We start from the raw sequence: 26,544 nt of genomic DNA, 5'->3' as shown, positions 1-26,544 counted from the left end.
AATCCCCTTTTCCTCGCTTTTCAGTGTGAGCTGGAAATCGAACAGCTGGGACAAGGCTTCGCGGCCTTGCAGGCTGTCGAAACGCAGCACTTGCGAGCCCAGGTGCGTGGTGACATTGAGGATTCGATTCATGGCGCATCCCTACGTAAAAGCGCGTTGGACAGAATCAAAGCAGCAGCGACGCGACGCAGTCCGCGAGCGGCGTATTGCCGCAACAGGGCAAGTCGCGGGCGAGCAAGCCGTCGGCGATGGCACATTATTCCCTACGCGAATTTGTATCCTCCAGAGTACGGTGGCCTCTCAGGAGAAAGCTGCCGCGCCATACGGAGAGAACCTCGCGTCCGCGGGGTTCTCTCTGCAGGGCGGCAAGTCATGACGGCACGATGGCGCAATTCGTCAACGGGGAGCGGCCGTAGCGACAGCGGCTCAGCCAGAACCGCGGCTGACTGTTGCGGCGGACTAGGCTGGGCAGCGCGCTCCCGTCACAACTATCCTCCAGCGAATGGGACGGCGGCAGGTGTCCGGCTGTCTCGCGCGATTCCACGCGACGCCTGCCCTTTGTGCTCCTGCCCCATCCATACCCACGGAGTTGCCGATGCCACGCACCGCCGCACGTGTAGCCGTTTGCCTGCTTATCGCTACCACCGCCGGCAGCACGGCGACTGCCGCCGACTACACGCCCGTGCACTGCGACACACGCGAAATCTACGCGGGCCGCCCCTTGCACGCCGCTGTCGCGGTAGCGCCCGCACCGGGTGCGCTGGCCGACACGGACTTCGATGCCGCTACCGTGCAGCGCCTCGACCATGCCTTCGGCCAAATCCGCAGCGCCACGGCTGCGCCGTCCATAGGTGCCGCCATCGCCGTACCCGGCGTCGGCAGCTGGAGCGCCAGCCACACCGAGGCCGATGCGCCACTGCTTTACTGGGCCAGTGCCGGCAAGACCTTTACCGCCGTCGTCGTGCTGCAATTGGCCGAGGAAGGCCGCCTGTCGCTGGACACACCCGTCTCCCACTGGATCGACGATGTGCCCAACGGCAAGGCCATCACGCTGCGCGATCTGCTGGCCCATACCAGTGGCCTGTTCAGTGCCAACGAAGATCGCAAGTCGCGGGAAAAGCCGCGCTACCGCAGCGTCGAGGAAAACCTCGCCATCGCCCGCCGCCATGGCGCGATGTTCTGCGCCGGCGCCAACTGGCGCTATTCCAATACGGGCTATGACCTGCTCGGCGCCATCGTGCAGAAAGTCGACGGCCGTCCGCTGGATCAGGCCATTACCGCGCGCATCATCGACAAACTCGGCCTCAGACATACCCGCGCCCTGAACGCCGGCAGCGATACAAGCGGCATTGCACCGCTGGTTTCCGCCAAGGAAAAACCGATCGACCCGCGCTGGCCCGGCGCCGCCGGCCCCATTGCTGCCGATGCAGCCGATATGCTGCGCTTCTGGGCCGCGCTGCTGAACGGGCAACTGCTGAAACCACAGACGGTGGCCGACATGTCGGCTGCCTGGTATCCGATGTTCGATGCCGGTACGTATTACGGCCTGGGTGCCATGCTGTTCGACGTACCCGACGGCGAGCGGCGCAATCTCTGGATTGGCCATGCCGGCGGCACGCCCGGCGCAGGCGCGCTGGTGATCTATTCGCCGCAAGACAAGGCGTTCGTGGCGGTGGCATTGACCGGGGACGGGCCAGCAGGCGCAGCGGTGAACGCGATGCTGAAGGCGTGGCGGGCGTCCAGCCCCTGATCTGCTGCATGCGGGCCGGCAACCAGACCCTGCGATTGCGAAATCGTCCGCGCAGGCATTTGTAACAAGAGCAATTACGCCGCATTAATAGCATGTGATGCATTGTGTGCATTCAGCACAGACGGCGGCGACAGGTCGCAGCCGGCTTTTTTGCTTTCTGCTCTTGAAGGGCAAGGCACGACGGCCAGCGAGTCCGATATTCTGTCAGACGCCCCAGGAAAGCTCGATGCAGCCCCGGTCAAGATGCAGCTGCAGATTTCCACTCGGCGCAATTCGCTGCCCTCATCGCGCCCTACGGGATGACGTCTTCGGCTACACCGCTGTGCACAGACCATGCGACGGTGCGGACTAGCCTGTGTCGCAACAGCAGCGGCGCTACCTGTCGACCGGACTGGTGTCTGTGCGAAACCGGCCGCCGCGCAGTAGCCTCGCGCCATGGATTCCCTGATCGCCGCCGCCGGCCGCGCACTCGCCATTGGCGATGCACTGGCCGCGCTCAAGCTCGTCGCGTTGCGCGATGACCCGCCGGCGCTCGCCTTGCGTGGTATCGCCATGGCTCAGCTGGGCGAGTACCCGCGTGCCCGCGAGCTGTTGCGCCGCGCCGCGCGCGGCTTTGGTACGCGCGAAGCGCTGGCGCGGGCGCGCTGTGTCGTCGCCGAGGCCGAAGTGGCGCTGGCCATGCGCGAGCTGTGCGGTTCGCCGCGTGCGCTCGCCGAGGCCGCAGCGGCACTCGACATGCGCGCCGATCGGGCCAACGCACTGCAGGCGCGACTGATCGCGCTGCGTCGCCTGCTGCTGCTCGGCCATCTCGATGCAGCCAGGTCGGCGCTGGCAGAGCTGGATACCTCCAGCCTGCCGCCGGCATTGGCGGCAGTAGCGGAACTGGCCGCGGCCGAGCTGGCCTTGCGCTCGCTGCACACCGCGGCGGCGCTGGCCGCGCTGGACCGCGCTGCCGAAGCAGCCAGGCGTGCCCGCGTGCCGGCCTTGCTGGCCGAAGTGAACGACGCGCGCGCTGCGCTGGACCGCTGTGCCGCCCGGCGAGTCCACGCCGGTCATGAGCAGCCGTTGCGCCTGGCCGAGGTCGAAACACTGCTGGCTTCGGGCGCGCTGGTGGTCGACGCCTGCCGCCGCGGCCTGCGCGGCGGAGAACGCTGGCAGCCGCTGGCGCGACGGCCAGTATTATTTGCGTTGCTGCGCGCGCTGGCGCAAGGCTGGCCTGGCGATGTCGACCGCAATGCGCTGATCGCGCAGGTATTCCGTACACGCAGTCCGGACGAGACGCACCGCGCCCGCCTGCGCGTGGAGATCGGCCGTCTGCGCAGGCTGGTCGCGCCGCTGGCGCAGATCGAAGCCAGTGCGCAGGGTTTCGTGCTGACGCCGCGCGAGGGGCGCACCGTTGCGGTGCTGATGCCGCCCTTCGACGGCGAGCAGGCCTCGTTGCTGGCACTGCTGGCCGACGGCGCCGCCTGGTCCACCTCGGCACTCGCACTGGCGCTGGGCGACAGCCAGCGCACGGTGCAGCGCGCGCTGGTGGAACTGCAGGCCGCCGCGCAGGTGCGCGCGGTCGGCCGCGCCCGCGCGCAGCGCTGGCTGGCACCACCGCTGGTGGGATTCACGACGATCTTGTTACTCCCTGCCACGCTGCCGCCTGGGTAGATTGGCACTGCGGCGCCGCGACGAGCGCCAACAGGAGCCAGGCAATGAGCCCCACCCCGAACAGCATGGATACGACAAGCGGGCAAGTCCCGGCCCGCGCCGCGGAAATCGTGCGCGAATACGGTCCGTTCGACGGTGCCGCAGCAATCCATGGCGTTACTCATGACGGCCGCCACGTCTGGGCCGCGACCGGATCGACCGTGCTGGCCATCGATCCCGACAGCGGCGAGGTCGTGCAAACGCTGGCCTGTGCGGCTGACGCCGGTACCGCGTTCGACGGCAGCTACCTCTACCAGATCGCTGAAGCGCGTATCGACAAGATCGACCCGTCTACCGGCACCGTCGTGGCGTCGATTCCCGCACCGGGCGAAGGGCGCGACTCGGGCCTGACCTGGGCCGAGGGCAGTCTGTGGGTAGGCCAGTACCGCGATCGCAAGATCCACCAGGTCGACCCCGCCACCGGCGCCGTCCTGCGCACGATCGAATCGAATCGCTTCGTCACTGGAGTGACCTGGGTCGACGGCGAGCTCTGGCACGGCACCTGGGACGGCGACGAGAGCGATCTGCGCCAGATCGATCCGGCCAGCGGTGCCGTACTGGAACGACTGGAAATGCCGCGCGGTGCAGGCGTCAGCGGACTGGAGTCCGACGGCGCCGGCCTGTTCTATTGCGGCGGCGGCCCCAGCGGAAAAATCCGCGCGGTACGGCGACCGAAACCGATGCCCTAGGCTGCCAGGCCGGGCGCGGCGTCCTCCCCGACAGCGACTGTCCGCCCCGCCGCTGGAACTGACGCGCAGACAGCCCGCGTCGCCGATGCGGGCCTATCGAAGACCCAAGCCCTGCAGTCCTTCCGGTTTGCCGACCGGATACGGCTATGCCTTGCCCGGGCGATGCGAGATCCGCGCATCGCCCCACGATGGCCCAACCTGGGCCGAGGAGTGCACCATGAATACCGCGATTGCCGCCATCGACGCTGCCGATCATCCCATCGTATCGCGCGAGCAGTGGCTAGCCGCCCGCCTGACGCTGCTGGCGCGCGAGAAGGAGCTGACCCGCCTGCAGGACCAGATCGCCCGCGAGCGCCGCGCCCTACCCTGGGTGCGTGTGACGAAAGACTACGTCTTCGATACGCGGCAAGGCCCGCGCAGCCTCGCTCAGCTGTTCGACGGCCGCAGCCAGCTGCTGGTGCAGCATTTCATGCTGGCGCCGGGCTGGCAGCAGGGCTGCAAGAGCTGCTCTTTCATGGCCGACCATCACGACGGCGCGAACACTCATCTGGCGCAGCGCGACGTCACGCTGCTCGCCGTCTCGCGCGCGCCGTTGGCCGAGATCGAGCGTTTTCGCCAGCGCATGGGCTGGCAGTTCGGCTGGGTTTCTTCGCACGGCAGCGACTTCAACCACGACTTCGGCGTCAGTTTCAGCCAGGACGAACTGGCCAGCGGGGCGGTGAACTACAACTACCGGCGTCAGCCCTTCCCGCACGAGGAAGCCCCCGGCATCAGCGTGTTCTGCCGCAATGACGCGGGCGAGGTCGTGCATACCTACTCGCGCTATGGCCGCGGCGTGGAAACGATGATGCACACCTACCCGCTGCTGGAACTCACGCCCAAGGGTCGCGACGAGGACGGCCTGGACTATTCGATGGCCTGGGTACGTCACCATGATCGCTACGCCGCGGAAACGCCGGCAGGGCCACTGCCGGCGACCAGCTGTTGCGCCTCGCCAGCCTGAGCCTGTCTGGCCGCATCGGGAGCACGCGATGGAAACCGTGTGGCCATGGCTGACGATGGCCGGGCTCGGCGCCCTGCATGGGCTGAGCCCGGCAAACGGCTGGATGTTCGCCGCCGCCTGTGGCCTTGGCAGCCGCCGCACTGCACAGGCGTGGCGCGCCCTGCTGCCGATCGCGCTCGGGCACGCGGCATCGATAGTCATCGTGGTTTTAGCCGTCGCACAGGGCGTTCTGATAGACCGCCTGCTGGTACAGCGGTGGGCCGGTGTCTTGCTGACCGGCGTGGCGCTGTATCGCGGGCTAGGGGGCGCTACCGCGCGCAGGAGCAGCCGACATCTCGTCTGCCTCGATGTCGACACGCAGGCCGGCCATGCCGGCATCGCCGTGTGGTCCTGCCTGATGGCCACTGCGCACGGAGCTGGCCTGATGCTGGTACCAGCGCTGCTGCCGCTGTGCATGAGCGACAACCCGGCACGTGCGATCACCGCCTCTGGTTCGGTGATCCTGGCCATGGCAGCCGTTGGCCTGCACCTGGCCGCCATGCTGGTAATGACCGGCGCCATCGCCAGCGGCGTGTGTCGCGGAGTCAGCCGTTTTCCGCGCCTGCTGAGCGGCAGTACGCCACGCCATGGCTGGACTGCCGCGCAGGCCGTTGGCGGCGGGCTATTGATGACGTGGCCTTGAGTGCCGCTGCGCCATTCGCCCCCGCACCATGCCGACGCGTTGTCGCACGGGCCCGGCATGGGCCCGCGCTGCAGGCGATACCGTCGCCACGCATGTCCGGCAGAACCACACAGCCAGCCGGAACAGCGCTGGACAATCTGCCGCTAACTTCCAACAAACGGTGCAAATGCCACACAAACGTCAGCGTATGCTCTAATCGGATACGCCAGCGGCGCGGCGGTATGGTTTCCGCGATGCCCGCATGCGCTCCCTTGCCCCTGCACGGAGTTTCCCCATGAAACAGCTTTTGCGTTGTTTGCTGCCGCTCGCATTGTGTTCTACCGCCGCATTCGCCCAGTCGGATAACTCGACTTTCGGCGGCCCGTCCACCGCAGCACCATCCGGCTTCGTCGAGTCCTGGGTGCCGCAGCCGCAGGGCACGCCGGCCCTGTTCGATTCGCGTGCCCTGATGATCACCAACCCCGGCGCCGGTTTCGGCGGCGCCGACACCAGCGCGCTGCAGGGTGCCTCGAGCAGTTTTGGTGCCACGGCGACGGGCGATTTCCGCCTGGCGGAAGATTTCACCGTTCCCGCCGGTGGCTGGACGCTAACCGGCGTTACGGTTTATGCCTACCAGACCCAGGCAGCATCGAATACGACCTCGACGCTGACGACCATGACCTTGCGCATCTGGAATGGCGATCCGTCGCTGCCCGCCTCGACGGTGGTTTTCGGCGACACCACCACCAATGTGATGACGTCGTCCACCTTCTCCGGCATCTACCGGACTACCGGTGCGGCGCTGACCAACGGGCAGCGCGCCATCATGGGCGCGACGGCCGGCAACCTGTCGATAAATCTCACCCCGGGTACGTATTGGCTGGACTGGTCCTTGACCGGCTCGGTCGCCTCGGGTCCGTTTGCACCGTTCGTGACCATTCCGGGACAGAACGCCTCGGGCAATGCGCAGCAGCTGACGGTATCGACCAGCACCTGGGCGCTGATCGTGGATACAGGCAGCACCTTCAACCAGACGCTGCCGATGCGGCTCGACGGCACGGGTGCCGTGGAAACCAGCATCTTCAAGGATGGCTTCGAATTGCCGACGCCGTAAGGCAAAAAGATGGCAGCGGTGGGGATCGGCTGCGTCCAGCAGCCTTCCCTACCGGCCTGCCGCCACGCAGCAATTCCGCGCATTGGCGCTGCGCGCCATGCAGCAGACAAGAAAAAGCCGGCCCAGGGCCGGCTTTTTCATTCAAGCAATGACCGCAAGGATCAGGCGGTACCGGCTGCTGCAGCCTGCTCGTCTTCCAGCACGGCCTTGATCGACAGGCGGATACGGCCCTGCTTGTCGACTTCCAGCACCTTGACGCGGACCATGTCGCCTTCCTTGAGCTTGTCGGAAACCTTCTCGACGCGCTCGTTGGAGATCTGCGAAACGTGGACCAGACCGTCCTTGCCCGGCAGGATGGTGACGAAAGCGCCGAAGTCCATCAGCTTGGCAACCTTGCCTTCGTAGATGCGACCCGGTTCGACGTCGGAGACGATCATCTCGATGCGCTTCTTCGCTTCTTCCGCCGCAGCGCGGTTGACCGAGGCGATGACGATGCTGCCGTCGTCCTGGATGTCGATGGTGGTGCCGGTTTCTTCGGTGATCGCACGGATGACCGAACCGCCCTTGCCGATGACTTCGCGGATCTTGTCCGGGTGGATGCGCATGGTGAGCAGGCGCGGCGCGAATTCGCTCATTTCCGAGCGCGCCGAGGTGATCACCTTGTTCATTTCGCCGAGGATGTGCAGACGGCCACGCTTGGCCTGTTCCAGCGCCACGCGCATGATTTCTTCGGTGATGCCGTCGATCTTGATGTCCATCTGCAGCGCAGAGATACCGTCCTGCGTGCCGGCGACCTTGAAGTCCATGTCGCCGAGGTGGTCTTCGTCACCGAGGATGTCGGACAGCACGACGAAATCGTTGCCTTCCTTGACCAGGCCCATGGCGATGCCGGCCACCGGCGAAGTCAGCGGCACGCCGGCGTCCATCATGGCGAGCGAGGAACCGCACACCGAGGCCATCGACGAGGAACCGTTGGATTCGGTGATTTCCGACACCACGCGCAGCACGTAGGGGAAGGCTTCCATGCTCGGCTTGACGGCCTGCACGCCGCGCTTGGCGAGACGGCCGTGGCCGATTTCGCGGCGCTTCGGGCCGGCCATGCGGCCGCATTCGCCGACCGAGAACGGCGGGAAGTTGTAATGGAACAGGAAGGTATCTTTCGATTCGCCTTCCGGCGCGTCGATGATCTGCGAATCCTTGGTGGTACCCAGGGTCACGGTGACCAGGGCCTGGGTTTCGCCGCGGGTGAACAGGGCCGAGCCATGGGTACGCGGCAGCACGCCGACGCGGATGTCGATGCCGCGGACGGTATCGAGGGCGCGGCCGTCGATGCGGACCTTGGTCTTGAGCACGCCTTCGCGCAGGGTACGGTATTCGATGTCGCCGAAGGCGTAGCCGATTTCGCTGTCGGTCCACTTGTTGCTGGCGGCAGCTTCGGCGATGGCGGCTTTGACTTCGCTCTTCAGCGCGGACTGCGCGTCACGGCGGGCCAGCTTGTCGCGGATCTGGAACGTGTCGGCCATGCGGTTGCCGATATGGCCTTCCAGCGCAGCGAACAGGGCGTCGTTGCGGACCGGCGCGGTCCACTTGAAGGTCTTGCGGCCGGCTTCGGCGGCAAGGGCTTCGATCGCGGTGATGGCGCTCTTCAGCGCGGTGTGGCCGAAGGTGACGGCGCCGAGCATGACTTCTTCGCTCAGCAGCTTGGCTTCGGATTCCACCATCAGCACGGCATTGTTGGTGCCGGCGACAACCAGTTCCAGCGACGAGGTCTTCAGCTCGGAAGCGCTGGGATTCAGCACGTAGTGGCCGTCGATGACACCGACCTTGGCCGCACCGATCGGACCGTTGAACGGAACGCCGGCCAGCCAGAGGGCGGCGGAAGCACCGATCAGGGCCGGGATGTCACCGTCGACTTCCGGATTCAGCGACATCACCGTCGCAATGATCTGGACTTCGTTGCGGAACTCTTCCGGGAACAGCGGGCGGATCGGCCGGTCGATCAGGCGCGAGGTCAGCGTTTCCTTTTCGGTGGGACGGCCTTCGCGCTTGAAGAAGCCGCCGGGAATGCGTCCGGCGGAATAGAACTTTTCCTGATAGTCGACGGTGAGGGGGAAGAAATCCTGCCCCTCGCGCGCCTTGCCGGCTGCTACTGCCGTGACCAGCACGACGGTTCCGCCCATGCTGACCAGAACCGCACCGCTAGCCTGGCGGGCGATTTCGCCCGTTTCCAGCGTGACTTCGTGATTACCGTACTGGAACGACTTGGTTACTTTCGCCACTGCCATCTCCTCGTGCTGTTGCGCTTAGCGGCGGATGCCGAGGCGGTCGATCAACGTCTTGTAACGGGTGGCGTCTTTGGCCTTGAGATAGGTCAGCAGGCGGCGGCGCTGGTTGACCATCTTGAGCAGGCCGCGGCGGGAATGGTGATCCTTGGCGTGCTTGGCGAAATGGCCGGACAGGCTATCGATACGGGCGGACAGCAGGGCGATCTGGACTTCCGGCGAGCCGGTGTCGTTCGGGACGCGGCCGAAGTCGGCGAGGATTTTCTGGGTTTGTTCGACGTTCAACATTTTTGAGACCTTGAAAGCTAGACGAGGCTTGTGCAGCGCGACCGTAGTCCGAAGGCGCTGCACAAGCCCCGCGTGGGATGAGTTGTCAAGAGAGCCGCGGGATTTTAACGCCAGACGCCGCGGCGCAACAAGCCTGAAAGATTATCCGTGTTCAAAACGCGCCCGCCAGAACTGCGGAGCGCGGCAGGTTGAGACCGCGGCGCACGCGCAAAATACCTGCACCGTCGACCTCGCCCAGAGCAAGCAGATGTCCGCTGTCGTCGTGTACACGGCACAATTCAGCCGCAGTCCCCATGCCGGGCACCGGCTGGCCCAGGGCCAGGCGGTGCGCCTGCGCCGCGTCCAGCGCCCGCAGGGGCAGGTTGGCCAGGCCAGCGTCGGTGGGCAGCAGCAAGGCATCGATGGATTCGCGGCCCTGGGTCATCAGCAAGGTTTCCAGGTGATCCAAGGTCCAGGCCGTCGCGTCACGGAACGGATCGACCCAGGTCCGCCGCAATGCGGTGAGATGAGCACCGCAGCCGAGGAATTCGCCCAGGTCGGTGGCAAGACTGCGCACATAAGTGCCGGAACCGCATTCGACGGCCAGCTCCAGCTGTTCGCCCTGGTGCAGCAGCAGGTCGAGCCGGAACACCTCAACCTCGCGCGGCGCGGCACTGACATCCTCGCCGTCGCGGGCACGGCGGTACAGCGGCACGCCGTCGAGCTTGATCGCACTGTAGACCGGCGGCACCTGGGTGATGCGGCCGCGCAGACGCGCGAGCCCCGCCTCGATCCGGCTTGCATCCAGCGGCGGCACCGGCCGGCGCAGCAGCACTTCGCCTTCGGCATCCGCTGTCGTCGTGGTCGTACCGAGCTGTACCGTGGCTCGATAGGCCTTGGCCGCGCCGAGCAGGTAACCGGCGATCTTGGTGGCTTCGCCGAAGCACAGCGGCAGCAGGCCGGTGGCCAGGGGGTCCAGGCTGCCGGTATGGCCGCCCTTGTCCGCCAGGAACAGGCGGCGCGCCTTCTGCAGCGCCTGGTTGGAGCTAAGCCCCGATGGCTTGTCCAGCAGCACGATGCCATGTACTTCGCGCCAGGGCGTAGGGTCTTTTTTCTTGCTCATGCGCCAAAGAATCGTCGGAAGCCGGCCATTCTGTCATCTTTGCCGCACGCGGCGAATCGGTACCGGCCAACGGAATGCGCACGGCGGCGACTGACCTTCGCCGCAGCGCCAATCCGGCTGTGCCCTATGTACGACAATCCATGCAGGAGCGGCGCCCGGTTGTGGCGCAATTTGCCGCGCTCGTCGCGCCGCGCCCTACCCTCATCGTTTTCCAGCGTCTGCACGACCCACTCGCCGACACCGCATGACTCCAACGACCGACACTGCGCACTGGCGCAACGTACAACGCCTGTTCGACGCCGCGATCGAGCAGCCCGAACAGTCCCGCCATACATTCATCGACACCGCTGCGGCTGACCCGGCGATTGCCGACGCCGTGCGCCGGCTGCTCGCCCTCCACGACGACTACCTGGCGACGCAGGACGTCATGCCCGGCGCGGCGCTGGTTGCAGAGGCGGTACGCTCACTCGCCCAGCAGGACGAACGCCTGCTGCCCGGCGCCGAGATCGGCAGCTACCGCATCGATTCGCTGCTCGGCAGCGGCGGCATGGGCAATGTGTTCCTGGCCACGCGCAACGTCGACGGACGGCCGCAGCGCGTGGCGCTGAAAGTGGTACCGCTGGCCTTGCGTCACGGCCGCCTCGTCGAACACCTGCGGCGCGAACGCGCCATCCTCGCCGGCCTGGATCATCCGGACATCGCGCGACTGATCGATGCGGGCGAACTCGCCGACGGCCGGCCCTACTTCGCCATGGAATACGTCGACGGCGAACGCATCACACATTACTGCGACCAGCGTGCCCTGGCATTGCCCGCCCGGCTGGCGCTGTTTCTGCGCGTCTGCGACGCAGTCGCCCATGCGCACCGGCGCTTCGTACTGCACCGCGATCTGAAGCCCGGCAATATCCTGGTCGACCACGACGGCCGCGTGCGCCTGCTCGACTTCGGCATCGCCAAGGCCACCGATGGCGTCGTTGCCACCGACGCGACGATCGACAGCGGCTTCTTCTCGCCCGACTGCGCCGCACCCGAACAAGTGGCCGGCCGCAACACCGGCGTCGCCACCGACATCTACGGGCTCGGCAGTCTTTTGTACGAATTGCTTTGTGGATGCAAGCCGTTCGACTTCGCCGGGCAAGCGCGCACAACCATCGTCGAACGCATCTTGAGCGAAGATCCGCCGCTGCCCAGTCGCGCCATCGTGCGCAGCGACGGCAGCTGGACGCGGCGCGGCCATGCCGACGCTGCCTCGCTCGTCGCTGCGCTGCGCGGCGATCTCGATCTCATTGTCGCCAAGACGCTGCGCAAGCCGCCGGACGACCGCTACGGTTCGGTCGACGCGCTGGCCGAGGACGTGCGCAGTGTGCTCGCCGCGCGCCCGATCGCACAGCGTGCGCGCGAACGCGGCTATCGCCTGCGCTGCTTCGTGCGACGACATCGCGTTTCGGTCGGCGCCGCTGTGCTGGCCGGCGTTGTCGCGATCGCCGCGATCGCCATGACGGTCCAGCAGTCGCGCCGCGCCGTCGCCGCACGCGCCGTGGCCGAGCACGAGCGCGATCACGCGCGCGGGGTGGTCGAGTTTCTGGTCAACGCGTTCGAGAACGCCTCGGCCTTCAAGACACGCAGCCGCGACGTCAGTGCCAGCGAACTGCTGCAGAGTGCCGCGCGATCGCTGGGCAGCGTGTCGCCGGACGATACGGCGTTGAAGGCAGCAGTGGCGCAGACACTGGCACAGTTGTACATCCGACTCGACATGATCGAGCCGGCCGAGGGGCAGGCGCAGCTGGCGCGGGAAGCGATGGCAAAAACACCGGATGCATCGAGTGAACAGCGCGTGCGCCAGGATGTCATCGACGCCGAGCTGGCTTCTCTGGCAAGCCGCTATCGCGACGCAACACGGGCGATCGACGACGCTGCCGCACGGATCGCGGCGGATTCCAGCTACAGCGATCCTGACGCCGAAGTGCGGCTTGCGCTGGTCAAGGCCCGCACCTTGCGCCTGGACGGACATCCCGCCGAGGCCATCGCCTATCTGCGCCGCAGCTACGACACATTGCGGCGACGGGCGGATATACAGCCGTCGCGCCTGGAACCGTTGCTGCACCGGCTCACCCGACAGCTCTCGTTGAACGGAAATGCCGACGACGCGCTGGAACTGCTCGAAACCCTGCTCGCGTCACAGCGCAAACGCTTGCCTGAAGACGACCCTGCCTTGATCCCCACGTTGCAGAGCCTGGGGCAGGCTTACTATCGCCTGCGTCGCAACGACTTGGCGATCGACGTGCTCGAGCGCGCCATCGCCGGCCAGCGCAAGTACTACGGCGACACGTACTCGGAACTGGCGGCAATGTATAACTTGCTCGGCAATCTCTATCTGGAGGAGGGGCGTGCGCAGGAGGGCGAACAACTGATGCGCGAGGGGTTGCGGATCACGCACGCGATCGACACCAACAAGCGCGGCGCGGCGCTCATCTACGATTCGCTTGCACTGGTCTATCGCAATGGCCATGGCGACTACGCCGCCGCAAAGCGCTTCGCGGGACTGGCATTTGCGGTCACGCCGGCCGAATCCCGCGACAGCCTCGCCTATACCAGCCGCACACTGGCCGAAACACTGATCGCCAGCGGCGACTACTTCGAAGCCGTGCTGTATGCGGAAAGCGCGCTGCAATACATGGTCGAGTCGTGCGGCAACTGCCAGCAGGTCGCTTACCTGACGGGCGATATCGCCTATGCGCGTTTCCGCCTGTATGACTTCGACGGCGCACGCACGCGGCTGACGCCAGAGATTCTCACGACATTGCGTGTATGGACGCGCTGGCCGCACGATGTGCGCCTGCATGCCGAGACCGTCGCCAGGACGATAGGGATCTGAGGCAGCCGACGCGCAACCATCCTGCCGCGCTGGCGGCTGATCACCCAGGCCGCGCCACTTCGATTATTGACTCATGGACCACAAACCAGCCCAGCCCTGCACACCGGACGAGACCGGCGCCATCACGCAACTGCTGACGCGCTGGCGCGCCGGCGATTCCGCCGCCGAATCCGCGCTTGTCGAAGCAGTCTATCCGCTGCTGCAGGCCCTCGCGCGGCGCAGCCTGCGCGGCGCCGCCATCACACTGAGTCCGACCGAACTGGTGCATGAAAGCTATCTGCGCCTGTTCGCTGCGCACGACGCGGACTACAACCACCGCCGCCATTTCTATGCCGTCGCGGCGCTGACCATCCGCAACGTGCTGGTCGATATCTGCCGCGAACGGCAGGCGCAGAAGCGCGGCGGCGGTCTGGAGCGGGTCACGCTGGCCGCCATCGACGATCTGCCCACGGCCCCCGAAGGCATAGGCCTGCTCGATGTCGACCGGCTGCTGACACAGCTTGCCCGCATCGACAGCCGCGCCGCCAAGCTGGTCGAATTGCGCTTCTTTGCCGGCCTGTCCATCCACGAGGCAGCGGACACGGCGGGCTATTCCGCCTCCACCGCCAAGCGCTGCTGGCAATTCGCGCGCGCCTGGCTGCACGAACAGCTGGCCGACACCGCATGAAACCTGCGACCGACACCACGCATTGGCGCCAGGTGCAGCACCTGTTCGACCAGGCGCTCGAACAGCCCGGACCAGCGCGTGCAGGCTTCATCGACGCGGCCTCTGGCGATAGCGCCGTCGTTGTCGCCGTGCGGCGCCTGCTCACGATCCACGACGAGTACCTGTCGACGCAGGACGCCGTGCCCGGCGCCGCGCTGGTGGCGCAGGCAGTGCACGAGCTGTCTCGCGACGACCGCCTGCTGCCCGGTGCCGAGATCGGCAGCTACCGCATCGAGTCGCTACTCGGCAGCGGTGGCATGGGCAGCGTGTTCCTGGCTACGCGCGACGTCGACGGACGCCCGCAGCACGTGGCACTGAAAGTGGTGCCGCTGGCTTTGCGCGACGGCCGCCTGGTCGAGCAGTTGCGGCGCGAACGCGCCATCCTGGCCGGGCTGGACCATCCGGACATCGCGCGACTGATCGATGCCGGCGAACTCGCCGACGGCCGGCCCTACTTCGCCATGGAATACGTCGACGGCGAACGCATCACGCACTACTGCGACCAGCACAGGCTCACCTTGCCGGCACGGCTGGCGCTGTTCCTGCGCGTCTGCGATGCGGTCGCCTACGCGCACCGGCGCTTCGTGCTGCATCGCGACCTGAAGCCCGGCAATATCCTGGTCGACCGCGACGGCCGCGTGCGCTTGCTCGACTTCGGCATCGCCAAGGCGACCGACGGTGTCGCCGCTACCGATGCAACACTCGACGGCGGCTTCTTCTCGCCCGATTGCGCCGCACCCGAGCAAGTGGCCGGCCGCACCACCGGCGTCGCCACCGATATCTACGGTCTCGGCTGCCTTCTGTACGAGTTGCTTTGTGGATGCAAACCGTTCGACTTCACCGACCAGGCGCGCGAAACCGTGGTCGAACGCATCCTGAAAGAAGATCCGCCGCCGCCCAGCCGCTCGGTCGCGCGCAGCGACGGCAGCTGGACACGGCGCGGCCATGCCGACGCCACCTCGCTCGCCGCAGCGCTGCGCGGCGATCTCGATCTCATCGCCGCCAAGACCCTGCGCAAGCCGCCGGACGACCGCTACGGGTCGGTCGACGCGCTCGCCGAGGACGTGCGCAATGTGCTCGGCGCGCGGCCAATTGCGCAGCGTGCGCGCGAACGCGGCTATCGCCTGCGCTGCTTCGTGCGGCGCAATCAGGCCGCGGTCGGTATCGCGCTGCTGGCCACTATCGTCGCCATCGCTGCCATTGGCATGACGGTCCAGCAATCGCGCCGGGCCATCGCCGCACGCGCCGTGGCCGAGCACGAACGCGACCACGCGCGCGGCGTAGTCGAATTTCTGGTCAACGCGTTCGAGAACGCAGCGGTGTTCAAGACACGCAGCCGCGACGTGCGCGCAAGCGAGCTGCTGCAAAGCGCCGCCCGCTCACTAGGCAGCGTGCCGCCCAGCGACACGGCGCTGACGGCGGCCGTGGCGCAGACGTTGGCGCAGCTGTACATCCGCCTCGATATGATGGACGCAGCCAACGAGCAGGCACGCCTGGCGCGCGATGCCATGGCGAGAACGCCAGACGCATCGACCGAAAGCCGCGTACGCCAGCACGCCGTGGATGCCGAGCTGGCGGCCTTGGAAAGTCGCTATCGCGATGCGACGGGCTCGCTCGACGCTGCTGCAGCGCTGATCGCGGCCGATCCTGCGTTCCGCGATACCGATGCCGAGGTACGGCTTGCGCTGATCAAAGGCCACACCCTGCGTTTCGCCGGGCACCCGGCCCAGGCGATCGCCTATCTGCGCCGCAGCTATGACGCGTTACGGCAGCGTGCGGACATACCACCGGCACGCCTGGAGCCGGTGCTGCACATGCTGACCCGGCAGCTGTCCACGAACGGCGCTCCCGACGACGCGCTGGTATTGCTGGAAACCCTGCTCGCGACGCAGCGCAAACGCCTGCCCGACGACGACGCTGCCGTGATCGGCACGCTGCGCAGCCTGGGACAGGCCTACTATCGGCTGCGCCGCAACGACGACGCGATCGATGTGCTCGAACGTGCCATTGCCGGCTTTCGCAAGAACTACGGCGACAGCTATTCCGAGCTGGCATATATGCTCGAACAGCTCGGCACCATCTACAGCGAGATAGGCCGTGCGCCCGAAGGCGAGCAGCTGGTCCGCGAGGCATTGCGCATTTCGCTCACGCTCAATAACGAGAAGCGCAGTACCGCGACGTACTACGATGCGCTGGCACTGATCTATCGCAACAACTACCACGACTATGCCGCGGCCAAGCGTTTCGCTGGCCTGGCGTTTGCGGTCACGCCGGCCGAATCGCGCGAAAACCATGCCTTTACCAGCCGGGCGCTGGCCGAAACCCTGATTGCCAGCGGTGACTATTTCGAGGCGGCGCTGTTTGCGGAAAGCGCGTTGCCGTACATGATCGAGGCCTGCGGCGACTGCCAACAGGTTGCCTACCTCAACGGCGACATCGCCTACGCGCGTTTCCGCCTGTACGACTTCGATGGCGCTCGTGCCCGGCTGACGCCGGAGATCCTGACAACGCTACGCGTATGGACGCGCTGGCCGCATGACGTGCGCATGCGCGCCGAGACCATCGCCAGAACCATCGGCCTGTGAAGCAGCAGCCGCATGGACCAGTTTTGGCGTAGTTGCCGATAGACAGGATGGGAGCGCAGCACCGATCACAACGGCGCCCGCTTCCGGCAGCGCGCACGCGTGGCGTGTGCGCCCCCTTCGTCCATTCGCAAGGAAATTTCCGATGAACCTTCTCGCCCGTTCCCTCACCAGCCTCGCCGGCCTGGCCCTGCTCGCCTGCGGCGCCGCCGCGTCCGCGAAGGAACTCCGCTTCGCCTGCAACGACCATCCGGGCATGACCTGCAATCCGCGCAACGCCGCAACCTCGACCACGATTGCGATCGATGTCGCCTCGAGCATGAGCGCCAACGTCGGCGACTCCGTCCTGATCCTGAAGAACAACCAGAATGGCTCGTACTCGACGCAGCTCACGCGCTACTTCAGCGTCATCTCCACGCCGGTGGACTCAGCCTCCGATTTCATCATCGACGACTACGAGTCGGACACCTACGACGGCGCGCTGCCGACCCTGCCCGGGCTGCGCAACGAGAACGGCGACGCCTGGGAAGCCTACCTGCCTATGCCGGGCACCGTCGTGTACTGCTGCGGACAATGACCGTATGAGCGCCTGCCCTCCCGTTGCGGGAGGGCGGGCATCACTCCGACGCGGGACCGCGTTCCTTGTCGGCGCGCAGCAACTGCTCGATGCGTTCGCCCTTGTCGACCGAATCATCGTATTTGAAACGCAGTTCCGGCACGCGGCGCAGCCGCATCATGCGCGACAGCTCGCGGCGGAAATCCTTGGCCATGCCATTGAGCAGCTTGACCGCCGGCGGCCCCTGCTCGGACAGCAGGGCCGTGACGTAGACCGTCGCGCTGTCGAGCTCGCGCGAGGCTTCCACATCGGACACGCTGACCGAAGGCAGTGCGTTGTCGCGTACGACTTCGTGCACCATCGTACCAACCAGGCGGCGCAGCTCGGCGGAAATGCGGTCGGCGCGATTGAAGGTCTGAGGCATGGCGGATCTACTCCCGTGCTGCGAGCAAGCCCTTGCCGTTGCACTTTGGTGTTGCGGTGATAAAGCCCCCGGACCGAAACAGCGGTCGCGAACCAGGCAACTAAAAAAGCCGGACTGTGTTGCTTGCAATGCAGCCCGCTGCATCGAGGGAACTGACGAACCCTTGCATTGCAAGGGTTCGGCGAGGCTGTTGCCGACAGGCAACCGGGGACGAGAATCCCCGGCAACGCGATTACGCAGCGATCAGAACGTTCTCTGCACTTCGATACGCTCGAAGCACTCGATCTGGTCGCCAGCCTTGACGTCGTTGTACTGCTTCACGGCGATACCGCATTCCATGCCGTTGCGCACTTCGTCGACGATGTCCTTGAAACGGCGCAGCGATTCCAGTTCGCCCTGGAATACCACGGTGTTGTCGCGCAGCACGCGGATCGGCTTGTTGCGCTTGACGAAACCCTCGATGACCATGCAGCCCGCGACCGCGCCGAACTTGGAGCTGCGGAACACGTCGCGCACCTGGGCCACGCCGATGATTTCTTCGCGCACTTCCATGCCGAGCAGGCCGGAAGCCACCTGCTTCACCTGGTCGATCACGTCGTAGATGATGGAGAAGTAGCGCAGGTCCAGGCCGTTCGCATCGATCACCTTGCGCGCCGAGGCATCGGCACGCACGTTGAAACCGATGATGGTGGCCTTGGAAGCCGCCGCCAGGGTTGCATCGGATTCGGTGATGCCGCCGACGCCGGAGACGATCACGTTGACCTTGACCAGATCGTTGGTCAGCTTGGTCAGCGCATCGCGCAGTGCTTCGGAAGAACCCTGCACGTCGGCTTTCACGACCAGGTTCAGGGTCTGCTGTTCGCCGCCCTGGGTCATCGTCGCCATGATGTCTTCGAGCTTGGTGCTCTGGCGGATCAGGCGTGACTCGCGTCGCTTCTGATTACGCTGCTGCGCCACGTCCTTGGCCAGACGCTCGTCGGCGACGGAGACGAAATCGTCGCCGGCATCGGGTACGCCCGAGAGACCCAGTACCTGCACCGGAATCGACGGACCGGCTTCGTTCACCTGGCCGCCGGTTTCGTCGAACATCGCACGCACACGGCCGTATTCGACGCCGCAGACGAGGAAGTCGCCGCGCTTGAGCGTACCGGCCTGGACCAGCACCGTAGCCACCGGGCCACGGCCCTTGTCGAGACTGGATTCGATCACCACGCCAGAGGCGCGGCCGTCGCGCACGGAGCGCAGTTCCAGCACTTCGGCCTGTACCGTGATGGCGTCGAGCAGCGCGTCCACGCCCATGCCGGTCTTGGCCGACAGCGGTACGAACTGGGTATCGCCACCCCACTCTTCCGGCACGACTTCGTGCTGTACCAGGCCCTGCTTGACGTTGTCCGGGTTGGCCTCGGATTTGTCCATCTTGTTGACCGCAACGATCATCGGCACGCCGGCAGCGCGGGCATGCTTGACCGCTTCCACGGTCTGCGGCATCACGCCGTCGTCGGCTGCAACCACCAGCACGACGATGTCGGTCAGCTTGGCGCCGCGGGCACGCATCGAAGTGAAGGCCGCATGGCCTGGCGTGTCGAGGAAAGTGATCACGCCGCGATCGGTCGTCACGTGGTATGCGCCGATATGCTGGGTGATGCCACCAGCCTCGCCGGAAGCGACCTTGGTGCGGCGGATGTAATCCAGCAGCGAGGTCTTGCCGTGGTCGACATGGCCCATGATGGTGACGACCGGGGCGCGCGTTTCCTTGTCGCCCTGCTCGGATTCGGAATGCGCGATCAGCGCCGATTCCGCATCGTTGTCGCTGGCCTTCACTGCCTTGTGGCCGAGTTCTTCCACCACCAGCACGGCGGTGTCGTGGTCGATGACCTGGTTGATCGTCGCCATGACGCCCATCTTGAACAGCGCCTTGACCACGTCGGACCCCTTCACTGCCATCTTCGCGGCAAGGTCGGCCACGATCACGGCTTCGCCCAGGGCGATTTCACGCACTACCGGCGCAGTCGGCTTGGCAAAGCCGTGCTGTCCGGTGATACGGCTGAGATCGGGCTTGCCGCGCGGCTTCTTGCGGTTGGAACGGCGTGCACGCTCTTCCGCTGTCAGATGCAGCTCGCCGCCGGAGAAGCGGTGGGCGGCGTCCGGCGACGGACCTTCGGTCATGCGGTGCGAACCGTGCTTGACGCGGTTGCGATTGCCCGGTTCGTCGTTGCGCTTGGCCGGCGGTGCCGGCGGACGATGCGGCACGTGATGTGCGGTTGCATCGCGGCGCGGCGGTGCCGGACGCGTGGCATCGCCGGCCGCCGGCGGACGTGCGCCGGCGCTGCCCGGAGCGCCACCGGCACCCGGACGCGGTGCGCCGCCGCCCGGACCACCCGGTCGGGCAGAACCGCCCGGACCCGAGCTCGAACCCGGACGCGGAGAATCTGGCCGGCCACCTGGGCGACCCGACGAATACGGCGGCGACGAGGGCCGCTGCGGTGCATGCGACGGCGGCGAGGACGGCTGTGCCGGCGCTTGCGGCTGTGCCTGCGGTACGGCTTGTTGCGGCGGCGGCTGTGTGGCCGGCGTCGCGGCCGGCGGCGTGGCGGATGCCGGTGCCTGCTCGGCAGCGACAGGAGCCTGGGCTTCTTCTTCGCGCCGGCTTGCTTCCTCGGTCACCGCAGTCAGCGCAGCAATGGCGGCGGCCTTGGCATCTTCCTCGGCGCGGCGTTTTTCCTGCGCGACGCGTTCCAGTTCCTCGCCCTCGCGGCGCAGCGTGGATTCGCCGAGCTTGCGCCGTGCGTCTTCGCGTTCGACATCGACCTTCTGTTCTTCCTCTACCGAGCTGCGCTTGACGTAGGTCCGCTTCTGGCGCACTTCCACGTTCACCGTCTTGCCGCGGGCGGCGCCCTGGTTGACGGTGATTTCGCTGACGGTCTTGCGCTTGAGCGTGATCTGGCGCGGTGCCGAATCTTCGCTGACCGGTTCGGTCTTGCCGTGCGTGCGGCGCAGGAAGCCAAGCAGTTTCACCTTCTCGGTGCTGCTGATCACCTGGTCGGCGTTGCTGAATTTCATACCGGCTTCGGCAAGCTGCGAAAGCAGCTTTTCGACCGGCGTGCCCAGAACCTGGGCCAATTGTTTGATAGTGACGTCCGACATGTTGGTTACTCCGTGATCCGCCTGCTGCCCCTGCTGCCGTCGCATAGCCTGCGGCGGATTACGTCTCGGCAGCGCGCGCAGCCACGATCAACGCAGCGGCACGATCTTCGTCCATCCCTTCGATTGCGAACTCGATAAGTTCATCGGTAGCGAGATCCGCGAGGTTTTCGCGGGTCACGACACCGTGCTGGGCCAGGGTATAGGCCAGCGCTTCGTCCATGCCCTCGACCGCGACGAGGTCGTCGGCCGGTTTGTGCTCGTCAATGTCTTCTTCCACTGCCAGCGCCTCGGTAAGCAGCGCGTCGCGGGCACGGGCGCGCAGTTCCTCGACGATATCCTCGTCGAAGCCCTCCACCGCCAGCAGCTCGCCAGTGGGTACATAGGCGATTTCTTCCACCGTGGAAAATCCTTCCTGGACCAGGATAGCGGCGATTTCCGCATCCACTTCCAGGCGCGACATGAACAACTGGCGCGCGGACTCCTGTTCGGATTCGCTCTTGTTGCGTACTTGCGCTTCGGTCATCACGTTGAGCTGCCAGCCGGAAAGCTTGCTGGCAAGACGCACGTTCTGACCGCCGCGGCCGATGGCCTGGGACAGCTTGTCCTCGGCTACGGCGATGTCCATGGAGTGCCTGTCTTCATCGACGATGATGGACTGCACTTCCGCCGGCGCCATCGCGTTGATGACGAACTGGGCCGGGTTGTCGTTCCACAGCACGATGTCGATGCGCTCGCCATTGAGCTCGTTCGACACGGCCTGCACGCGCGAACCGCGCATGCCGATGCAGGCGCCGATCGGATCGGTGCGCGTATCGGTGGCCAGCACGGCGATCTTGGCGCGGTCGCCCGCATCGCGGGCACAGGCCTTGATCTGCACCAGGCCCTGGCCGACTTCCGGCACTTCGAGCTTGAACAGCTCCATCATGAATTCCGGCGCCGTACGCGATACGAACAGCTGCGGACCGCGCGCTTCGGCGCGCACATCGTACAGATAGCCGCGCACGCGGTCGCCGGTGCGCACGGTTTCGCGCGGAATGGTCTTGTCGCGGGCGATGAACGCTTCGGCATTGCCGCCGAGGTCCAGGTATACCGCGCCGCGCTCCACCCGCTTGACCACGCCGGTGATCAGTTCGCCGATGCGGTCGCGGAACGCGTCCACCACCTGGGCGCGCTCGGCTTCGCGGACACGCTGCACGATCACCTGCTTGGCGGCCTGCGCTGCAATGCGGCCGAATTCGGGGTTTTCAATCGGTTCCTCGACGAAATCGCCGATCACCGAGCCGGGCTTCTCGTCCTCGGCGTCCATCAGACGGATCATGCGCTCGGGCGATTCCATCACGATGTCGTCGGCGACCACTTCCCAGCGGCGGAACGTCTCGTAGTCGCCGTTGGTGCGGTTGATCGATACACGAATCGACACGTCCTGGTCGACGTAGCGTTTCTTCGCCGCCGACGCCAGCGCCGCTTCCATGGCGTCGAAGATGACAGCCTTGTCCACGCCCTTTTCGTTGGCGACTGCGTCCACTACCAGCAAAAGTTCTTTGCTCATCGCTTGTCACTCCAGCCCGCGTCGCCGACGCCGGCACTATTCACTTCGTTGGCTTTTTCTTGGCAACTGCAGGCGCAGCAGCAGGGTCGGCAGCATCGGGCGCAGGGCCCGGCTTGCTGGGGTTTCTGAGATTTTTCGGTTTTTCCGGCGCCAGACCCAGGGCAACGTAATCGGGAACGATACGCGCCTTCTCGATATTGTCGTGATCGACGACAACGTCGACACCGTCCTGCTCGATGGTGATGCGCTCGCCGTCAACGGCGCGGATCGGGCCTTGCAGGCGGCGGCGGTTGTTTACCGGCAGGTTCAGCGACACCTTGACCTTTTCGCCCAGGAAGCGGGTGAACTGCGCGGGCGTGAACAGCGGACGGTCGATGCCGGGAGAGGAAACTTCGAGGGTGTAGCGGCCGCTGATCGGATCATTCACGTCCAGCTGAGCGGACAGTTCGCGACTGACGGCTTCGCAATCTTCGATCGCGATGGGACGTTCGGGATGGTCGATATAGATGCGCAGCAGACTATTGCCGCGGCTGGGGGCGTACTCGATGCCAAGGCATTCGAGGCCCAGGTCGGCAACTACAGGATTGATCAACTGGATGAGTTCGTCGTCTTTCACGCTGCTTCTTTCTGCACAAAAAAAAATGGGCACTAAGGCCCATTCCATAGTCCGCCGTTGTCTCGCTTCCCAACATCGGCAACGCGCGCATCCTGCGCTTTCTTTTGCCGGCCGACACCGATCTAGCTCGTAAGATCGGTGCTCCGGCTCTAGCAAAAAGGCCACACTAGGTGGCCTTTCGCTTGAATCCTGGTAGCGGGGGCAGGATTTGAACCTGCGACCTTCGGGTTATGAGCCCGACGAGCTGCCAGACTGCTCCACCCCGCATCAGAGAAACGGAAGTCTACGTACCTTGAGGGATTTACGCAAGCGTTAAGAGCAAGTTCGATGCATTCATCGATGTCGCTCCTGGTGCTCGGGCGCAAATCTCTGCAGAGACGCGTCGATGGACGCGCAGACGGCACACTGCTGCACCGATTGCCCTGTTCCATCCCCTCTCGACCGCAGAGGGCGGTACCACTACTGACTGCGCCGCAACACACGCGCAACACAGCCAGATTCACTGCAACTCACCGCTGCTGCGTTACTGCGCGATACCCAGCGCACGGGCGCACCAGCCGTACAACGGACCCCAGGTGAGGCCAAGTACCAGCAATGCAAGCGCGTTGATGGAAATCAGCGTACGCACCGGCGCATCGGCTACGGGCGGCAATGCGGAAGCATCGTCGGCGCCGTCGAAGTACATCACCTTGACCACTCTCAGGTAGTAGTAGATGCCGATGATCGCGAACACGGCGCCGACAATGGCCAGCCAGAGCGCGCCCGCGTCGACCGCGGCCTTGAGCACCAGCAACTTGCCGAAGAAGCCGAACAGCGGCGGCACGCCGGCCAGTGAGAACATGACCAGGGCCATCAGGAAGGCGTACCACGGCGCGCGCTGGTTCAGTCCCTTGAAGTCGTCGATCTCTTCCGATTCGAAGCCAGCGCGGGACAGCAGCAGAATCATGCCGAAGGCCGCCGCTGCGGTCAGCGCGTAGCTGATCGCGTAAAACATGGCCGCGGCATAGCCCGCCGGCTGGCCGTTGACCAGGCCGAGCAGCAGGAAGCCCACGTGCGAGATTGTTGAATACGCCAGCATGCGCTTGAGATTGCTCTGCATGATCGCAGCGATATTGCCGATCGCCAGCGACATCACCGCCAGTACGGCCAGCATCTGCTGCCAGTACGGGCCAACGCTGCCCAGGCCCGATTCGAACATGCGGTAAGCCATGCCGAACGCAGCCAGCTTGGGCGCCGAGCCGATGAATGCGGTCACCGCCGTGGGCGCGCCCTGATAGACGTCGGGCAGCCACATGTGGAAAGGTGCAGCGCCGAACTTGAACGCGATGCCTACCACGACGAAGACCACGCCGAACAGCAGCATGCCGCGCTGCGGCGTAGCAGCGGCAGCAGCGTGGATCTTGTCCAGGTCGAGCGTGCCGGTAGCGCCGTAGATCATCGACATGCCGTACAGCAGCATGCCCGAGGCCAGCGCACCAAGAACGAAGTATTTCATCGCCGCTTCGGACGACAGCGGCGAATCGCGGTTCAACGCCACCAGTGCGTACGACGACAGGGCCAATAGTTCCAGGCCGAGATAGATCATCACCATGCTGCCGGCAGACACCAGCAGCATCATGCCGAGCACGGCGAACAGGCTGAGGATGTAGTACTCGCCGACGAACAGGCCACGATCGCGCAGGTAAGGCCGTGCGTAGACGAACACCAGCGCTGTGGTCAGCAGCAGGAACACTTTCAACACGTCGGCGATGCCGTCGCGCACGAACATGCCGCCGAAGGCGCGCGGCGCGCCGTAGTGCTGCAGCACCAGCCAGCCGGTCACGCCCAGCACGGCAATCGCCAGGTAATGGGTGATGCTGCGCTGCCCGGGCTTGAGGAACAGGTCCAGCAGCAGCAGAGCGCAGATAGCCACGGTCAGGAACGACTCGGGCAGCAGGGTCAGGATGTCGGTAAGGCTGATCATGGTCGGTCCTTCACGCGCCCTTGCTGATGACGATGTGCTTCACCAGCTCGGCGATCGGCGCATCCATGAGATTGCCCAGCGGCTGCGGCCACAGGCCGAACAGCAGCACCGCGATGGCGAAGGTGACGAGCACGAAGGTCTCGCGCGCATTCATGTCGCTGAGGCCGGCGACCTTGTCGTTGGCCACTTCGCCGAAGATCACGCGCTTGACCAGCCACAAGGTATACGCCGCGCCGATGATCAGGGTGAACGCCGCCAGCGCGCCGACCAGCGGGTTGGACTGGAATGCCGCCAGGATCACCCAGAACTCGCCGACGAAGCCGCTGGTGCCCGGCAGGCCGCAGTTGGCCATGGCGAACAGCACGAACAGGGTGGCAAAACGCGGCATCGTATTCACCACGCCACCGTAGTCGCGGATCATGCGTGTATGCAGGCGGTCGTACAGCACGCCGACGCAGGAGAACATCGCGCCGGAAATGAAGCCGTGGGAAATCATCTGCACCATCGCGCCCTGGATGCCGATCGCCGCGCCGGTGGCGTTGCCGCCGCGTGCCAGCGACAGGGACACGAAGATGCCGAGCGTGACGAAGCCCATGTGTGCGATCGACGAATAGGCGATCAGCTTCTTCATGTCTTCCTGCACCAGGGCGACATAGCCGACGTAGACCACCGCGACCAGCGACATGGCGATGACGACCCAGGCGTATTCCATGCTGGCGTCGGGCACGATGGGCAGCGAGAAGCGGATGAAGCCGTAGCCGCCGATCTTAAGCATGATCGCCGCCAGCACCACCGAACCGCCGGTCGGCGCCTCGACGTGGGCATCCGGCAGCCAGGTGTGCACTGGCCACATCGGCACTTTCACCGCGAACGCGATGAGGAAAGCGAAGAACAGCCAGGCCTGCTCCTTGCCGCTAAGGCCGACCTGGGCCAGCGTAGCCAGTTCGAAGCTGCCGGTCTTGAAGTACAGGTAGATCAGTCCGATCAGCATGAAGATCGAACCGAAGAAGGTGTAGATGAAGAACTTCAAGGTGGCGTACACGCGCCGCGCGCCGCCCCAGATGCCGATCAGGATGAACATCGGAATCAGCATGCCTTCGAAGAAGACATAGAACAGCAGCGCGTCCATGGCGCAGAACACGCCAACCATCAGGCCTTCCAGCACCAGCATCGCCGCCATGTACTGGCTGACGCGCTCGTCGATGGAACCCCAGCCGAGGATGATGACCAGCACGCTGGTGAAGGTGGTCAGCAGCACCAGCGCGACCGAGATGCCGTCGACACCGAGGTGGTAGCGCACGTTCAGCGTTTCGATCCAGCTGTGGTTTTCCTGCAGCTGCATCGCCGCGCTGGACGAATCGAAGCCGGGCAGCATGCACAGGCTGACGGCAAAGGTCAGCACCGCGACGATCAGCGCCAGCAGGCGCGCCGTGTCGGGACGTTTGTCGCCCGCCAGCAGCACCGGAATCGCGCCGAGTATGGGCAGCCAGATGAGCAGGCTAAGCAAGGGCCAGTTTGCAAACATTGTCATTATTCCCTTGTGGC

At 65.5% G+C, this 26,544-nt stretch carries 19 protein-coding genes and 1 tRNA gene; 10 read left to right on the top strand and 10 right to left on the bottom strand.

Annotation, left to right across the window (positions count from 1 at the left end; translation table 11 throughout):
- The first annotated feature begins 595 nt into the window (after positions 1-595).
- The 6 genes from DFR29_RS22805 (at position 596) to DFR29_RS22780 (ending at position 6,912) form a co-directional block, all read left to right on the top strand.
- Positions 596-1,750: a serine hydrolase domain-containing protein gene (locus tag DFR29_RS22805; RefSeq protein WP_166654279.1), complete on the top strand. Its 1,155-nt coding sequence runs from the start codon at positions 596-598 to the stop codon at positions 1,748-1,750.
- 435 nt (positions 1,751-2,185) lie between these two features.
- Complete coding sequence (locus DFR29_RS22800) at positions 2,186-3,406, top strand: helix-turn-helix domain-containing protein (RefSeq protein WP_133820939.1); 1,221 nt, start codon at positions 2,186-2,188, stop codon at positions 3,404-3,406.
- Positions 3,407-3,450: 44 nt separating this feature from the next.
- A complete protein-coding gene (locus tag DFR29_RS22795; protein ID WP_243746149.1) occupies positions 3,451-4,134 on the top strand; it encodes a Vgb family protein in 684 nt (227 codons plus the stop codon).
- A gap of 217 nt (positions 4,135-4,351) precedes the next feature.
- Positions 4,352-5,137 carry a DUF899 domain-containing protein gene (locus tag DFR29_RS22790; protein WP_133820938.1) on the top strand — a complete coding sequence of 262 codons (786 nt, stop codon included), beginning with the start codon at positions 4,352-4,354 and terminating at the stop codon, positions 5,135-5,137.
- 28 nt (positions 5,138-5,165) lie between these two features.
- Positions 5,166-5,819, top strand: coding sequence for a hypothetical protein (locus DFR29_RS22785; protein ID WP_208113683.1), 654 nt, complete (start codon positions 5,166-5,168; stop codon positions 5,817-5,819).
- A gap of 274 nt (positions 5,820-6,093) precedes the next feature.
- Positions 6,094-6,912 (top strand): hypothetical protein, encoded by an 819-nt coding sequence (locus tag DFR29_RS22780; RefSeq protein ID WP_133820937.1) that lies wholly within the window; start codon positions 6,094-6,096, stop codon positions 6,910-6,912.
- 161 nt (positions 6,913-7,073) lie between these two features.
- Here the strand turns inward: DFR29_RS22780 and pnp are convergent, their stop codons facing one another.
- The 3 genes from pnp to truB form a co-directional block, all read right to left on the bottom strand.
- Positions 7,074-9,191 (bottom strand): polyribonucleotide nucleotidyltransferase, encoded by a 2,118-nt coding sequence (gene pnp, locus DFR29_RS22775; RefSeq protein WP_133820936.1) that lies wholly within the window; start codon positions 9,189-9,191, stop codon positions 7,074-7,076.
- A 24-nt stretch (positions 9,192-9,215) separates the two neighbouring features.
- Positions 9,216-9,479 (bottom strand): 30S ribosomal protein S15, encoded by a 264-nt coding sequence (rpsO, locus tag DFR29_RS22770; RefSeq protein ID WP_425598882.1) that lies wholly within the window; start codon positions 9,477-9,479, stop codon positions 9,216-9,218.
- 154 nt (positions 9,480-9,633) lie between these two features.
- Complete coding sequence (gene truB / locus DFR29_RS22765; RefSeq protein ID WP_133820934.1) at positions 9,634-10,584, bottom strand: tRNA pseudouridine(55) synthase TruB; 951 nt, start codon at positions 10,582-10,584, stop codon at positions 9,634-9,636.
- A gap of 244 nt (positions 10,585-10,828) precedes the next feature.
- On the opposite strand from truB, the gene DFR29_RS22760 reads away from it, so the two are divergent.
- From DFR29_RS22760 to DFR29_RS22745, 4 genes are all read left to right on the top strand, one after another.
- Positions 10,829-13,459 (top strand): serine/threonine-protein kinase, encoded by a 2,631-nt coding sequence (locus tag DFR29_RS22760; protein ID WP_133820933.1) that lies wholly within the window; start codon positions 10,829-10,831, stop codon positions 13,457-13,459.
- A gap of 73 nt (positions 13,460-13,532) precedes the next feature.
- Positions 13,533-14,126 (top strand): ECF-type sigma factor, encoded by a 594-nt coding sequence (locus DFR29_RS22755; protein WP_133820932.1) that lies wholly within the window; start codon positions 13,533-13,535, stop codon positions 14,124-14,126.
- The gene (locus tag DFR29_RS22750) at positions 14,123-16,750 is read left to right on the top strand and encodes a serine/threonine-protein kinase (protein ID WP_133820931.1); all 2,628 of its coding nucleotides are present in this window, start codon (positions 14,123-14,125) and stop codon (positions 16,748-16,750) included. Before DFR29_RS22755 ends, DFR29_RS22750 begins: the two co-directional genes overlap by 4 nt.
- A gap of 142 nt (positions 16,751-16,892) precedes the next feature.
- Entirely contained in the window at positions 16,893-17,324 is a 432-nt protein-coding gene (locus DFR29_RS22745) for a hypothetical protein (protein WP_133820930.1), read from the top strand.
- Positions 17,325-17,364: 40 nt separating this feature from the next.
- Here DFR29_RS22745 and rbfA read toward each other — a convergent pair whose 3' ends face one another.
- The 7 genes from rbfA to DFR29_RS22710 form a co-directional block, all read right to left on the bottom strand.
- Complete coding sequence (gene rbfA / locus DFR29_RS22740) at positions 17,365-17,727, bottom strand: 30S ribosome-binding factor RbfA (protein ID WP_133820929.1); 363 nt, start codon at positions 17,725-17,727, stop codon at positions 17,365-17,367.
- A 243-nt stretch (positions 17,728-17,970) separates the two neighbouring features.
- Complete coding sequence (infB, locus tag DFR29_RS22735; RefSeq protein ID WP_133820928.1) at positions 17,971-20,871, bottom strand: translation initiation factor IF-2; 2,901 nt, start codon at positions 20,869-20,871, stop codon at positions 17,971-17,973.
- A gap of 58 nt (positions 20,872-20,929) precedes the next feature.
- Positions 20,930-22,420, bottom strand: a complete 1,491-nt coding sequence (nusA, locus tag DFR29_RS22730; protein WP_133820927.1) for a transcription termination factor NusA — start codon at positions 22,418-22,420, stop codon at positions 20,930-20,932.
- Between the two features lie 40 nt (positions 22,421-22,460).
- Positions 22,461-23,084 (bottom strand): ribosome maturation factor RimP, encoded by a 624-nt coding sequence (gene rimP / locus DFR29_RS22725; RefSeq protein ID WP_133820926.1) that lies wholly within the window; start codon positions 23,082-23,084, stop codon positions 22,461-22,463.
- A 142-nt stretch (positions 23,085-23,226) separates the two neighbouring features.
- Positions 23,227-23,303, bottom strand: a tRNA-Met gene (locus tag DFR29_RS22720).
- 256 nt (positions 23,304-23,559) lie between these two features.
- Positions 23,560-24,999 carry an NADH-quinone oxidoreductase subunit NuoN gene (gene nuoN, locus DFR29_RS22715; RefSeq protein WP_133820925.1) on the bottom strand — a complete coding sequence of 480 codons (1,440 nt, stop codon included), beginning with the start codon at positions 24,997-24,999 and terminating at the stop codon, positions 23,560-23,562.
- Positions 25,000-25,009: 10 nt separating this feature from the next.
- The gene (locus DFR29_RS22710) at positions 25,010-26,524 is read right to left on the bottom strand and encodes an NADH-quinone oxidoreductase subunit M (RefSeq protein WP_133820924.1); all 1,515 of its coding nucleotides are present in this window, start codon (positions 26,522-26,524) and stop codon (positions 25,010-25,012) included.
- Between the last annotated feature and the right edge of the window lie 20 nt (positions 26,525-26,544).

Origin of the sequence: Tahibacter aquaticus (assembly GCF_004363655.1) — a bacterium.
Lineage (GTDB): Bacteria > Pseudomonadota > Gammaproteobacteria > Xanthomonadales > Rhodanobacteraceae > Tahibacter > Tahibacter aquaticus.
The sequence above is the reverse complement of the archived record's forward strand: the minus strand, read 5'-3'. Positions and strand labels throughout refer to the sequence as shown.